Source organism: Streptomyces sp. NPDC045967, assembly GCF_056430495.1.
This window is the reverse complement of record NZ_JBWKLE010000001.1, coordinates 683,813-696,448: the sequence shown is the minus strand read 5'-3', so window position 1 is coordinate 696,448 and position 12,636 is coordinate 683,813. Positions and strand designations below refer to the sequence as shown.

Genomic DNA, 12,636 nt, shown 5'->3' with positions numbered 1-12,636 from the left:
CTTCATGAGCCGTGCCCGCATACGCCTCGCGACCGCGGCGGCCGCCGCCTCCCTCGCCATCGGCGCCCTGCCCGCCACCTCCGCCACCGCCTCCACCGCCGCCCCCTCGGCTCCCGCGTCCCGCGCGGGCGCCCACCCGTACGCGTGGGGGGCCGAGACGATCCGCCGGATCCCCCTCCAGGGTGCCGTCAACGTCCGGGACGTCGGCGGCTACCGCACCTACACCGGCGGCCAGGTCCGCCAGGGGCTGGTCTACCGCTCCGACGCGCTGGGCAAGCTGACCGCCGCCGACCTGACGGCCGTCTCCGGTCTGGGGCTGACGAAGGTCGTCGACTTCCGCATCCCGATGGAGGTCCAGTACGACGGCGCCGACAAGCTGCCGCCCGGACTGTCCGCGACCGCGCGGCCGGTCAGCGACCTCGGCCTGTACGGGACGCTCGTCGGCGCGATCTCCAGCGGCGACCCGGTCACCCAGGAGCGGATGCTGGGCGGCGGCCGCGCCGAGGCCTACATGCGCGACATCTACCGCACGTTCGTGACCAGCGCGGAGAACCGGGCGCAGTTCGCGGCGACGCTGCGGGAGATCGCGGACGGCGGGCAGGGTCCGCTCCTGTACCACTGCACCTCGGGCAAGGACCGTACCGGCTGGGTGAGTTACGTCCTGCTGCGCGCGCTGGCCGTCCCCGAGGCGTCCGCCGAGCGCGACTACCTGGCGTCGAACACGTTCCGCGCGGCGTATGACGCCCAGCTGCGGGCGGGCCTGAAGCAGTCGGGGCGGATGCAGAACCCGGACCTGCTGATCCCGCTACAGGAGGTCCGCCAGGACTACCTGGACTCCGCGACGGCGCAGATGGAGGCCGACTACGGCGGCTTCTACGGCTATCTCACCGACGGCCTGGGCCTGGACCTGCGGACGCTGTCCCAACTCCAGCGGAAGATGGTCCGCTAGCGGACGCGCCCGCGCCGGGCCGTGCGGGGAGCACGGCCCGGCGCGGGCGGGTGGCTGGGGCGGCGTCCGTACGGTCAGACCGCGCGGCGGCGGCCCTGCCCCGCGGAGCCGACCCGGCTGCGCGCGGAAGCGGCGGCGGCGCCTCCGGAGGCGCCGCCCCCGGTGCGGCGGCCCTGTCCGGCGGAGCCTGCGGCGCCGCCGCCCTGGCCGCGACGGGCCTGGCCCGATGCGGCGGGCGCCGGGGCCTGCCCGGAGCCGCTGCCGCCCGTGCGGCGGCCGCGGGCACCGGCCGCCGGTGCGCCGGCGGTGGCGGCGGCGGTACGGGGGCCTGCCGAGCGGCGGCGCGAGCCGGAGCCCGCACCGGAGCCGCTGCGCGCCTTGGGCGCGGTCGGCTGCGGCACCTCGAGGACCACCGGGATGCCCGAGGGCTCCTTGGCTCCGGTCAGCCGGGCCAGTTCCGCGTCGGAGGACTTGATCTGAGCGGTGCGCGGGGAGATCCCGGCGTCCGACATGAGACGGGTCATGTCCCGCTTCTGGTCGGGCAGGACCAGGGTGACGACGCTGCCGGACTCACCCGCGCGGGCGGTACGGCCGCCGCGGTGCAGGTAGTCCTTGTGGTCGGTCGGCGGGTCCACGTTGACGACGAGGTCGAGGTCGTCGATGTGGATGCCGCGGGCGGCGACGTTGGTGGCGACCAGCGCGGTGACCTCGCCGGTCTTGAACCAGTCCAGGGTGCGGTTGCGCTGCGGCTGCGAGCGCCCGCCGTGCAGGCCGGAGGCGCGCACGCCGTCCGCGAGGAGCTTCTTGACCATGCGGTCGACCCCGCGCTTGGTGTCGACGAACATGATCACCCGGCCGTCGCGAGCCGCTATGCGCGTCACCACGGCCTTCTTGTCGGTCTCGTCCATGACGTACAGGACGTGGTGCTCCATCGTGGTGACGGCGCCGGCCGAGGGGTCGACGGAGTGGCCGACCGGGTCGTGCAGGAACATCTTGACGAGCTTGTCGATGTTCTTGTCCAGCGTCGCCGAGAACAGCATGGTCTGGCCCTCGGGCCGTACCTGCTTGAGCAGGGCGGTGACCTGCGGCATGAAGCCCATGTCGGTCATCTGGTCGGCCTCGTCGAGGACGGTAATCGCGACCTGCGAGAGGTCGGCGTCACCGCGGTCGATGAGGTCCTTCAGACGGCCGGGGGTGGCGACGAGCACCTCGGCGCCGCGGCGCAGGGCGCCGGACTGCCGGTTGATCGACATGCCGCCGACGACGGTCGCGATGCGCAGGTTGACGGCGGTGGCGTAGGGGGCCAGGGCGTCGGTGACCTGCTGCGCGAGCTCACGGGTGGGCACGAGGACCAGGGCGAGCGGCTGCTTGGGCTGGGAGCGGTGACCGGCGGTGCGGGCCAGCAGGGCCAGGCCGAAGGCCAGCGTCTTGCCGGAGCCCGTGCGGCCGCGGCCGAGCAGGTCGCGGCCGGCGAGGGAGTTCGGCAGCGTGGCGGCCTGGATGGGGAACGGCTCGGTGACGCCCTGGGCGGCGAGGGTCTTCAGCAGCGCCTCGGGCATGTCCATGTCCTCGAACGCGGCGACCGGCGGCAGCGCCGGAGCGGCCGGCTCGGGCATGGTGAATTCCTGCGGCCGGGGGGCGGGGGCGGACTTCTGCCGTCCCGCGCCAGTCTTCGGACGTCCCTGGGCCGCACCTCGGCCCCGGGCGGGGCGGCGGCTGGGTCGTGCGGAGCTGGAGCTGGTCATGCGAGAAAGCCCTCCTGGGACCGGCAGGTACAACAAAAGTCGAGACAGCAGACAAGCCGGGGCCCGCACCTCGCGGTGCGGACCCCGGCATGCTGGAAAACTTAGGCGGGGAGGATGTTCTCCGCCTGGGGGCCCTTCTGGCCCTGGGTGACGTCGAAGGACACGCGCTGGCCCTCGGTGAGCTCACGGAAGCCCTGGGTGGCGATGTTCGAGTAGTGGGCGAACACGTCCGGACCGCCACCGTCCTGCTCGATGAAGCCGAAGCCCTTTTCCGAGTTGAACCACTTCACGGTGCCAAGTGCCATGTTAAATCTCCTGAATAGGCGGCAAGGGCCCCATCCGGAGACTCCGGCAAAAACAATAAAAACGCCTGCGGAACATTCCCGTCAGGCGCCACATAAAGTTCATGGGTACCACAACTGCAACGAGCTCTAAGCTAGCACACCTTTCCCCGGCCCTGTCCAATCGAAGAATGTGACCTGTGCCCCGGATGTCGGGAAGGCCCGGACCCCGCAGGAGCCGGTCCGGGCCATCCTCGAGCGGAACTACAGCCTCTCGATGATCGTCACATTGGCCTGGCCGCCGCCCTCGCACATGGTCTGCAGGCCGAAGCGCCCCCCGGTGCGCTCCAGTTCGTGCAGCAGCGTCGTCATCAGCTTCGCGCCGGTCGCGCCCAGTGGGTGCCCGAGGGCGATCGCCCCGCCGTTGACGTTGACCTTCTCCGGGTCGGCCCCGGTCTCCTTCAGCCAGGCCAGGACCACCGGGGCGAAGGCCTCGTTGATCTCCACCAGGTCGATGTCGGCCAGCGCCATGCCGGTCTTCTTCAGCGCGTGGGCCGTGGCCGGGATCGGGGCCGACAGCATGCGGATGGGGTCCTCGCCCCGGACGGAGAGGTGGTGGACGCGGGCCCGCGGCCGCAGGCCGTGTTCCCGCACCGCCCGTTCGGAGGCGATCAGCAGGGCCGCCGCGCCGTCGGAGACCTGTGAGGAGACGGCCGCGGTGATGGTGCCGCCCTCGACCACCGGCCGCAGCCCCGCCATCTTCTCCAGGGTGGTGTCCCGGCGGGGGCCCTCGTCCACCGCGACGCTCCCGTAGGCCACCGTCTCCCCGGCGAACCGGCCCTCGTCGATCGCGCGGACCGCCCGCCGGTGGGAGCTGAGCGCGAACTCCTCCATGTCGCGCCGCGAGATCCCCCATTTCTCGGCGATCAGCTGTGCGCCGTGGAACTGGTTCACCGGGGCGTCGTCGTACCGGGCGCGCCAGCCCGACGATCCGGCGTAGGGGCCCTCGGTGAGGCCGAGCGGCTCGGCGGCCTGCCGGGAGGCGAAGGCGATCGGGATCATCGACATGTTCTGGGTGCCCCCGGCGACCACCAGGTCCTGGGTGCCGGAGAGCACGGCCTGCGCGGCGAAGTGCACGGCCTGCTGCGAGGAGCCGCACTGCCGGTCGACGGTGACGCCCGGCACCTCCTGCGGCAGCCCGGCCGCGAGCCATGCCGTGCGGGCGATGTCGCCGGCCTGCGGGCCCACCGTGTCGAGGCAGCCGAAGACCACGTCCTCGACGGCGGCCGGGTCCACCCCGGAGCGTTCGACCAGCGCCTTGAGCACGTGTGCGCCGAGGTCGGCGGGGTGGACGCCGGACAGGCCGCCGCCGCGCCTCCCCACGGGGGTGCGTACGGCGTCGACTATGTAGGCCTCGGGCATGGCGACTCCTCGGGGGTTTCAGGGGCGTACGGCGATCCCGTCCAGCACCATCGACAGGTACTGCCGGGCGATCTCCTCGGGACTGTGCTGGCCGCCCGGCCGGTACCAGGAGGCCGCCACCCACACCGTGTCGCGTACGAAGCGGTAGGTGAGGCGGATGTCGAGGTCGGCACGGAAGACCCGCGCGGCGACCCCCCGCTCCAGCGTCCCCAGCCAGGCCTTCTCGAACTTCTGCTGCGAGTCGGAGAGGTAGTGGAAGCGGGGCTGCGCGGACAGGGTGCGACTCTCCTTCTGGTAGATCGCGACGGCGGCGCGGTGCCGGTCGATCTCCCGGAAGGACTCGGTGACCAGGGCCTCGATGGTCTCCCTGGGGCCGAGCCCGGCGGCCAGGACGGCGTCGTAGCCCTCCCAGAGCTCGGTGAGGAAGGCGGAGAGGATCTCGTCGAGCATCGACTCCTTGGAATCGAAGTGGTAGTAGAGACTGCCGGCGAGCATCCCGGCGGCGTCGGCGATCTTGCGGACGGTCGTGGCGTTGTAGCCCTGGGCGGCGAAAACCTCGGCCGCCGTGTCGAGGAGCTCGCGCCGCCGCTCGGGGGAGGGCGTCACCTGCGCCTTCTTCTTCGGGGCCGGGCCGGCCGCCGGCTGGTTCGTCGACTTGTTCGTAGGCACGGGCCCATTGTGCTGCCAGGCGTGTCTTTCGAATCAGGCCGGATCAGTCCGCGGCGTCCGGTGCCGTGCATCGCAAGGCCGAGGAGGGAGCCGATGCGGAGCATCGGCGACCGGCGAGAACGCCTCGAGGTGGGGTGCCGGACGCCGCGGGCCCGGCGCGATCCGAAAGACACGCCCTAGCAGTGCTGGCTGCTGACGGAGACCGTCTCGCCCGTCATGTAGGACGAGTAGCCGCTGGCCAGGAAGACGATGACATTGGCGACCTCCCAGGGCTCGGCGTAGCGGCCGAAGGCTTCCCGGGCGGTGAGTTCGGCGAGCAGCTCCTCGCTGGTGACCTTCACCAGGTGCGGGTGCATGGCCAGGCTCGGCGCGACGGCGTTGACCCGTACCCCGAACGCGGCGGCCTCCAGCGCGGCGCAGCGGGTCAGGGCCATGACGCCGGCCTTGGCGGCGGCGTAGTGGGCCTGGCCGGTCTGGGCGCGCCAGCCGACGACGGAGGCGTTGTTGACGACGACGCCGCCCCGGCCGGCCGCCTTCAGCGAGCGCAGCGCGGCCCGGGTGCAGCGGAAGGTGCCGTTGAGGGTGACGTCGAGGACGCGGGACCACTGCTCGTCGCTCATGTCGACGAGGTCGGCGGTGCCGCCGAGGCCGGCGTTGTTGACGACGACGTCGAGGCCGCCGTGGGCCTGCTCGGCGTGCGCGAACAGCGCCCGCACCTGTTCCTCGTCGGTGACGTCGCAGGGCAGGGAGGTGACGCGGCCGGCGCCGAACTCGGCGGCGAGCGCCTCCTCGGTCTCCTTCAGGCGGCGGGCGTGGGCGTCTCCGATGACGATCCGGGCGCCCTCCTCCAGGAAGCGGCGGGCGGTGGCGCCGCCGATCCCGGCCCCGGCGGCGGCGGTGATGACGGCGGTGCGGTCCTTCAGCAGGTGGTGGCCGGGGGTGTAGCGGGGCTCGTTCACGCGAACTCCTCGACGCTGCTCATGGCCGTACGTTAACCTACCAAACACTTGTTAGGGAAGCGTGGGGCGTCGTCCCGCGCCGGCGTCCAAGGAGGCGGGCACGCGCGATGGACCTGACCCAGACGGCGGAGGTGGCGGCCTTCCGGGCCGAGGCACGGGCCTGGCTGGCCGCCCACGTCCCCGCCTCCCCCCTGCCCTCCCTGGAGACGGCGCGGGGGTTCGCGGCGCACCGGGAGTGGGAGGCGCTGCTGCACGCGGACCGCTGGGCGGTGGTGTCCTGGCCCGAGGAGTACGGCGGCCGGGGCGCGGACCTCGTCAGGTGGCTGGTCTTCGAGGAGGAGTACTGGGCGGCGGGCGCGCCCGGCCGCGTCTCGCAGAACGGCATCAGCCTCCTCGCCCCCACCCTCTTCGACCACGCGAGCGACGAGCAGCGGGCGCGGGTGCTGCCGTCGATGGCCGGCGGCGAGGTGGTCTGGGCGCAGGCGTGGTCGGAGCCGGAGGCGGGCTCCGACCTCGCCTCGCTCACCTCCCGGGCGGTGCGCACCGACGGCGGCTGGCTGCTGTCGGGGCAGAAGACCTGGTCCTCGCGGGCCGCCTTCGCGGACCGCGCCTTCGGCATCTTCCGCACGGACCCGGACGCGCCGAAACCGCACCAGGGGCTGACGTATCTGATGTTCGACCTGCGGGCGCCGGGCGTGACCGTGCGGCCCATCGGCCGCCTGGACGGCAAGCCCGCCTTCGCGGAACTCTTCCTGGACGGGGTCTTCGTACCGGACGAGGACGTGATCGGCGAACCGGGGCAGGGCTGGCGGATCGCGATGTCGACGACGGGCAACGAGCGGGGTCTGACACTGCGCTCCCCGGGCCGCTTCCTGGCGGCCGCGGAGCGCCTGGTCGCGCTGTGGGAGTCGGCCGGCGACCCCGCGGACACCGCGCTGCGGGACCGGGTGGCGGACGCCGTGGTCGGGGCGCGCGCCTACGAGCTGTTCACCTGGGCCGCCGCCTCCCGGTTCGCGGCGGGGGGTGCGAGCGGCGCCGAGTCCAGCCTGAACAAGGTGTTCTGGTCGCAGTACGACATCGCCCTGCACGAGACGGCACTGGACCTGCTGGGCGCGGACGCGGAGCTGGCGCAGGGCGCGTGGGCCGAACCGTGGGTCTTCTCGCTGGCCGGGACGATCTACGCCGGGACCAACGAGATCCAGCGCGACATCATCGCCGAGCGGCTGCTCGGCCTGCCGAAGGGCCGCCGCTGATGCGCTTCCTGCCGACGGACGAGCAGTCGGACTTCGCCCGTACGCTGCGCTCGCTGCTGGCGGGCGCGGACGTGCCGGCCGCCGTCCGGGCCTGGGCGGACGGCGAGCACGGGCCCGGGCTGGCGCTGTGGTCCCGCCTCGCGGACGCGGGCCTGTTCGCACCGGCCGCGCCGGAGGAGTGGGACGGCGCGGGCCTGCTGCCGGTCGAGCTGTCGCTCGGTTTCGTGGAGCTGGGCCGGGCCGGGGTGCCGGGGCCGGTGGTGGAGACGGCGGCCGCGTCGGTGCTGCTGTCCGGTCTGGGGGACGAGGCACTGGCGAAACGGTTCGTCCCGGGGTTGGTGTCGGGCGCGAGCCGGGCCGCGCTGACCCTGCCCGGCGGCGGCCCCTACGCCCTGGACGCCGACGCGGCCACGCACGTGTTCACGGTGTCGGCGGCGGGCGGCCTGCACCTGTCGCCGCGGGCGGCGGACAACTTCGTCCTGGCCTCCCTGGACCCGGCCCGCCGGCTCTTCGTCCCGGCCCCCGGGGAACTCCTCGCGGCGGGTCCGGCCGTGAGGGCGGCGGCGGAGCGGGCCGCCCGCTGGGCGCGGCTGCTGACGGCGGCCCAATGCCTGGGGGTGGGCGAGGCGCTGCTGGCGAGCACGGTGCAGTACGCGAAGCAGCGCACGCAGTTCGGTGTGCCGATCGGCTCCTTCCAGGCGGTCAAGCACCGGCTGGCGGACACCTTGCTGGCACTGGAGTTCGCCCGGCCCCTGCTGTGGGCGGCGGCGCTGTCGACGGACCCGGGGGACGTGGCCGCGGCGAAGCTCGCCACGGGCGAGGCGGCGTACGCGGCGGCGCGGACGGCCCTGCAGGTGCACGGGGCGGTCGGCTACACGCAGGAGCTGGACCTGTCGCTGTGGCTGCGCAAGGCCCGCCCGCTGCGTGACGCGTGGGGCGCGCCCGCGGCCTGCCGGGCGGAGGTGCTGCGAGCACGGCGGCGCTGACCGGGCAGTGCGCACCACCCGCCCGCGGCCTTGCGTTCAGCTCGCGCTCCGGGCCACGTGCAGGGTGACGACGTAGGACTCCTCGACCGCCCCGTCGGGGAAGAGGCCCAGCAGCCGCTCCCGCTCGGCCGCCAGGAACTCCCCCGTGCCGTCCGCGCCGAGGAGGAGGAACGCGGAGTGGCTGGCGTGGTTGGCGAGATGGACCTCCAGCGGGACCCGACGCGACCAGCGGACCTCCCGGGTGGTGACGTCGATCCCGGCCAGGGACTCGCGGGCGGGCAGCCCGACCGCCGCCACGCGCTCGCGGATCCGGGCGTCCTGGGCGGCGATCCACGGCACGCGCAGGTCCGGGTCGTTCCACCACAGGGCGAGCGCGCCGCCGGGGCGCAGCACCCGGCGCACCTCGGGGACGGAGCGTGCGGGGTCGGTCCAGTGCCAGGCCTGCGCGTAGGTGACGAAGTCGAAGGAGGCGCCCGCGAGCGGCAGCCGGTCGCCGTCGCCGCGCACGACGGGGATCCGCGGGTGGGCCCGCCGGAACTCGGCGGCCATCCCGTCCCCCGGCTCGACGGCGACGACCTCGGCCCCGCGGGCCCGCAGCAGCCCGGTCGCGATCCCGGTCCCCGCTCCCACGTCGGCGACCCGTGCCCCGGCGAGGGGCCGGCCGGCGACCTCCTCGACGGCGTCGAAGAGGGCGGGGGGATAACCGGGCCGGTTCGCGGCGTACAGCGCGGCGGCGGCGTCGAAGGACCGGGCACGTGGCGTCATGCGGCCATGGTGCGCGCAGGCTCGTCCGAAGCCAACGCGCTGAACGGGCAGGGGATGTGATGGGATCCCGGGGTGCGCACGACGCAGGACGCACGACGAAGCGCGAAGCACGAACGGTGAGGTACGGGAACCATGCGAAGGACGACGACCGGGATGACGCTGTGCGCCGCGGCGGCCACAGCGGCGCTGCTCACCGGCTGCGGGGGTGCGGCCGAGCCGGCGGCGGACGGCGGAAAGCCGGCGGCTTCGTCCCCCGGCCCGGCCTCGTCCGCACCGTCGGCGCCGCCGGCGAAGACCGGCGGCGCGACCCACCAAGTGACCCTGGAGGTCGGCGGTACGGGCAGGACGGCGGTCATGTACAGCGGCGTCGACAGCGGCTTCGAGCAGCAGACCCTGCCCTGGACGAAGAGCGGCACGGTCGAACTCACCGCCGCGGAGCAGAAGGTGGGCTACCTGGTGAACGTCGTGCCGGGCACGATCACCGGCGCCGGGGGCAAACTCCAGCAGGCCCCGTGCGTCATCAAGGTCGACGGCAAGAAGGTCGCGGAGAGCGACGGCGTCACGAGCACGAAGGGGTGCTCGTACACGATCAAGTAGCCCTGCCTCCCGGCTCCTCCCTGCCCCGCCCCCGCCCTGCCGGCCGGATCCCGGGAGGGGGCAGGGCGCGGGCGCCGAGGGTTCGAGGAACCGGGCGGCCCGAACCCGCGGCCACCGCCGGCCCGGCGCACCCACCCCGGTCACCGCTTCCCTCGCGCGGTGTACCGGCCGTCACAGAGAAGAGCGGAAGGCCCGCTGCACGGCGCGGTCGCGGCCCGATCTCGCCGCACCGACCACGGAGCCCGTCAGGCACCCGTAGTCTCGGCGCCATGACGGGCAGCGCGATCAGCCTCCGCAAGGTCGAGGAGACGGCCCCGGCTCTCGTGAGCCTGTACAAGAGCGCAGGGGCCTCCCTGCGCAAGTACGGCCTGGAGGGCGGGCGTGCCGCGGTCTACCTGGTCCTGGACTACTCCGGTTCGATGCGCCCCTACTACGAGGACGGCAGCGTGCAGGCCCTCGCCGACCGGGTGCTGGGCCTGTCCGCGCACCTGGACGACGACGCCGTGGTGCCGGTGGTCTTCTTCTCCACGGACATCGACGCACTGGAGGAGATCTCCCTCGCCGGGTACGAGGGGAGGGTCACCGAGATCGCCTCGCGCCTCGGCCACATGGGCAAGACGTCCTACCACGTGGCGATGGACGCGGTGATCGACCACTACCTCGACTCGGGGTCCACCCACCCGGCCCTCGTCGTCTTCCAGACCGACGGCGGACCGGTCAGCAAACACGCGGCGGAGAAGTACCTGTGCAAGGCGGCCCGGCTGCCGCTCTTCTGGCAGTTCATCGGCTTCGGAGACACGCGCAGCACGCAGTTCGACTTCCTGCGCCGACTGGACGAACTGCCGGTTCCGTCCCGGCGCGTCGTGGACAATGCCGGCTACTTCCACGCGGGCCGCGATCCGCGCGCGGTCCCCGCTCCGGAGCTGTACGACCGCCTGCTCGGCGAGTTTCCGGCCTGGCTGGTGGCGGCACGCGGCGCGGGCATCGTGCGCGTCTGAAGCGGCGGGCGTCGGTGGCTGCGGCTTTGATGGACGCATGACGACGACGAACAACTGGGCAGCGTTCGAGAAGGCGGAGCCGGAGCTCGCGGCGGCCGTCCGGGACCGCTTCCTGCAGTACCCGCACCACGTCCTCGCCACCCTCCGCAAGGACGGCTCCCCGCGTGTGACCGGGCTGACCGTGGACATCCGCGGCGGGGAGCTGTGGTTGGGGATGATGCCGGGCTCGATGAAGGCCAAGGACCTGCAGCGCGACCCGCGCTTCGCGCTGCACGCCAATCCGGGTGCGGGCGACGCGATGCCGGACGGGGACGTACGGATCTCCGGGCGGGCGGTGGAGGTGGTCGACCCGCCCGAACTGCACCGGTACGCGGAGGAGGCGGACACCCCGCACCCCTTCCACCTCTTCCACGCCGAGCTCACGGAAGTCGTCCGCACCGACGTGGACGGCGATGAGCTGGTACTGCGGTCGTGGACCCCGGCGGGCGGCCTGCGCACGGTCCGCCGGGGCAACGACGACGAGCCCCCGCGCGTGGACCCGCCCGCCGGTCCTAGCTGAGCGGGAGGATCCCGCCGGTCCCCAGGGCCGCGCGATCCACGTCGACCCAGTTGCGGTCGATGGTGAGGGTGACCCCGCCGTAGGTGGCGTCGTGGTCGCCGCGGAACTGGTGGGCGCGCCGCCGGCCGGCCCACCGGGGGGTGCCGGCGGGCAGCCCATGTCGGCGTCGGTGACGGAGGCGGCCCCGTTCCAGCGGGCGACCCACAGCACGTCCGGCACCTCCTCGGGGGCCTGGCGGTGGTGGGCGCTCAGCGCCTTGGCACCGGAGCCGGCCGAGACGTAGGCGGCGGAGCGGTAGCCGAGCTCGTGCAACCGGACCGTCCAGGCGGTCAGGTAGGCGACGACCGGGGCGTCCCAGGTCTGGCGGTCGGAGTAGTTCTCCACGTCGTTGTAGAGGACCGTGTCGTGTCCGCGGGCAGGCCGAGCGACGCGGCGGCGGCCACGGTGCCGTCGGCGGCGGACCGGCCCTGGTCGGCGGCCTCGGCGGGGTCGGTGGACAGGCCGGTGGCGGCGCTGCGCCAGGGCTGCGGGCCCACCCAGATGGGCATGAGGTGCCAGCCCGCCCCGGCCTCCCGCCGGACCCAGTCGGCGGTGAGCTGCGGCTGGGCGCAGGCCCGGGCGCGGCCGCCGATGTAGAAGCCGACCGCCTGGCCGCCTGGAAGGGGGAGGCGGCGCGCCAGGCGTCCATGGCCTTCTGGGTGGGGGCGGTGCAGGCGTCGAAGCCCTCGCCGGTGAGGGCGCGCTGGGCGTCGCGGGGCGCGGCGCCGTCGGCGGCGGGCTCGGCGGGGGGTGCGGCCGGGCCGGGGCCGCGGGGGCGCCGGCCGGCACGGCACGGGCACGGGCCAGGACCCGGCGGACGGAGTCGGGCGCGGCCCCGTACGACAGGGTGGCCATGATCCCGCGCCGGAGCAGGGCGTACCGCAGTTCGTTGCTGTCGGTCCCGGGCGGCGCGTCGGGCAGTGTGCTCCCGGAGTACACGGCGAAGGTGGGGACGTCGGCGCGCGGCGGCGCCCCGTCGAGGGGTTCGAGGTGCAACGTGTCGGCCCGGCCGGTGCATTCCCGCTGCGTGGAGGCCGCTCAGCAGCGTTCGCACGGGGGGCATGATCCGGATGGGTACCAGACGGCGGCGCGCGCAACCGGAACCAGCCGAACGCCGCGTGCTCCGAACGGCCCATCCCCCGCGCCGGCCACCCCGACCCCCAACCGAAGCCCGCCCGGACCCGCGAAACCCCCCACCCCGTCCCCGACACCTCACCCGCACGAGCGATTCCACCCCGGCCCCGTCCCCCGACGAACACCGGGCCCTGAACGACCCGCCGCCACACGCCACCGCGCCCGCCATCCCTGGTCGGGGACATGGCGGGCGCGGTGTCGAATTCCGCACCACGTTGTGCGGACCGTATGAGGGGTCCTCCCCGCAGGGAGGGGTACTGCCGCGACCTGAGCCGCGCAC

14 protein-coding genes and 1 pseudogene are annotated in these 12,636 nt (G+C 73.9%); 6 read left to right on the top strand and 9 right to left on the bottom strand.

Annotated features, from left to right (window positions below; all coding sequences use genetic code 11):
* The first annotated feature begins 4 nt into the window (after positions 1 to 4).
* Complete coding sequence (locus tag AC07FY_RS03350; RefSeq protein ID WP_478999608.1) at positions 5 to 949, top strand: tyrosine-protein phosphatase; 945 nt, start codon at positions 5 to 7, stop codon at positions 947 to 949.
* 74 nt (positions 950 to 1,023) lie between these two features.
* Here AC07FY_RS03350 and AC07FY_RS03345 read toward each other — a convergent pair whose 3' ends face one another.
* From AC07FY_RS03345 to AC07FY_RS03325, 5 genes are all read right to left on the bottom strand, one after another.
* On the bottom strand, positions 1,024 to 2,694 hold the full coding sequence (locus AC07FY_RS03345) for a DEAD/DEAH box helicase (RefSeq protein ID WP_478999606.1): 1,671 nt from the start codon (positions 2,692 to 2,694) through the stop codon (positions 1,024 to 1,026).
* Positions 2,695 to 2,795: 101 nt separating this feature from the next.
* Positions 2,796 to 2,999, bottom strand: coding sequence for a cold-shock protein (locus AC07FY_RS03340; protein ID WP_008743912.1), 204 nt, complete (start codon positions 2,997 to 2,999; stop codon positions 2,796 to 2,798).
* Positions 3,000 to 3,239: 240 nt separating this feature from the next.
* Positions 3,240 to 4,397 (bottom strand): acetyl-CoA C-acetyltransferase, encoded by a 1,158-nt coding sequence (locus tag AC07FY_RS03335; RefSeq protein ID WP_478999604.1) that lies wholly within the window; start codon positions 4,395 to 4,397, stop codon positions 3,240 to 3,242.
* Positions 4,398 to 4,415: 18 nt separating this feature from the next.
* Complete coding sequence (locus AC07FY_RS03330; protein ID WP_478999602.1) at positions 4,416 to 5,066, bottom strand: TetR/AcrR family transcriptional regulator; 651 nt, start codon at positions 5,064 to 5,066, stop codon at positions 4,416 to 4,418.
* 176 nt (positions 5,067 to 5,242) lie between these two features.
* Positions 5,243 to 6,025, bottom strand: a complete 783-nt coding sequence (locus AC07FY_RS03325; RefSeq protein ID WP_478999600.1) for an SDR family oxidoreductase — start codon at positions 6,023 to 6,025, stop codon at positions 5,243 to 5,245.
* Between the two features lie 107 nt (positions 6,026 to 6,132).
* Between AC07FY_RS03325 and AC07FY_RS03320 the strand changes: the two genes are divergently transcribed.
* A complete protein-coding gene (locus AC07FY_RS03320; RefSeq protein WP_478999598.1) occupies positions 6,133 to 7,278 on the top strand; it encodes an acyl-CoA dehydrogenase family protein in 1,146 nt (381 codons plus the stop codon).
* The gene (locus AC07FY_RS03315; protein WP_478999596.1) at positions 7,278 to 8,264 is read left to right on the top strand and encodes an acyl-CoA dehydrogenase family protein; all 987 of its coding nucleotides are present in this window, start codon (positions 7,278 to 7,280) and stop codon (positions 8,262 to 8,264) included. The genes AC07FY_RS03320 and AC07FY_RS03315 overlap by 1 nt, the downstream gene beginning before the upstream one ends.
* A gap of 36 nt (positions 8,265 to 8,300) precedes the next feature.
* On the opposite strand, the gene AC07FY_RS03310 is transcribed toward AC07FY_RS03315, so the two are convergent.
* Positions 8,301 to 9,029: a class I SAM-dependent methyltransferase gene (locus AC07FY_RS03310; RefSeq protein WP_478999594.1), complete on the bottom strand. Its 729-nt coding sequence runs from the start codon at positions 9,027 to 9,029 to the stop codon at positions 8,301 to 8,303.
* A 132-nt stretch (positions 9,030 to 9,161) separates the two neighbouring features.
* On the opposite strand from AC07FY_RS03310, the gene AC07FY_RS03305 reads away from it, so the two are divergent.
* The 3 genes from AC07FY_RS03305 (at position 9,162) to AC07FY_RS03295 (ending at position 11,183) form a co-directional block, all read left to right on the top strand.
* Positions 9,162 to 9,626, top strand: a complete 465-nt coding sequence (locus AC07FY_RS03305) for a hypothetical protein (protein WP_478999592.1) — start codon at positions 9,162 to 9,164, stop codon at positions 9,624 to 9,626.
* Positions 9,627 to 9,895: 269 nt separating this feature from the next.
* Positions 9,896 to 10,624 (top strand): VWA domain-containing protein, encoded by a 729-nt coding sequence (locus tag AC07FY_RS03300; protein ID WP_478999590.1) that lies wholly within the window; start codon positions 9,896 to 9,898, stop codon positions 10,622 to 10,624.
* Between the two features lie 37 nt (positions 10,625 to 10,661).
* Entirely contained in the window at positions 10,662 to 11,183 is a 522-nt protein-coding gene (locus AC07FY_RS03295; RefSeq protein ID WP_478999588.1) for a pyridoxamine 5'-phosphate oxidase family protein, read from the top strand.
* On the opposite strand, the gene AC07FY_RS03290 is transcribed toward AC07FY_RS03295, so the two are convergent.
* The 3 genes and pseudogenes from AC07FY_RS03290 to AC07FY_RS03280 form a co-directional block, all read right to left on the bottom strand.
* Positions 11,176 to 11,388: a hypothetical protein gene (locus AC07FY_RS03290; RefSeq protein WP_478999586.1), complete on the bottom strand. Its 213-nt coding sequence runs from the start codon at positions 11,386 to 11,388 to the stop codon at positions 11,176 to 11,178. The genes AC07FY_RS03295 and AC07FY_RS03290 overlap by 8 nt on opposite strands.
* Before the next feature lie 20 nt (positions 11,389 to 11,408).
* Positions 11,409 to 11,567 (bottom strand): annotated as a pseudogene (locus AC07FY_RS03285) (glycoside hydrolase domain-containing protein); the annotation flags it as partial.
* Positions 11,513 to 12,358 (bottom strand): glycoside hydrolase domain-containing protein, encoded by an 846-nt coding sequence (locus AC07FY_RS03280; protein ID WP_478999584.1) that lies wholly within the window; start codon positions 12,356 to 12,358, stop codon positions 11,513 to 11,515. The gene AC07FY_RS03280 and the pseudogene AC07FY_RS03285, both read right to left, overlap by 55 nt.
* Positions 12,359 to 12,636: the final 278 nt, after the last annotated feature.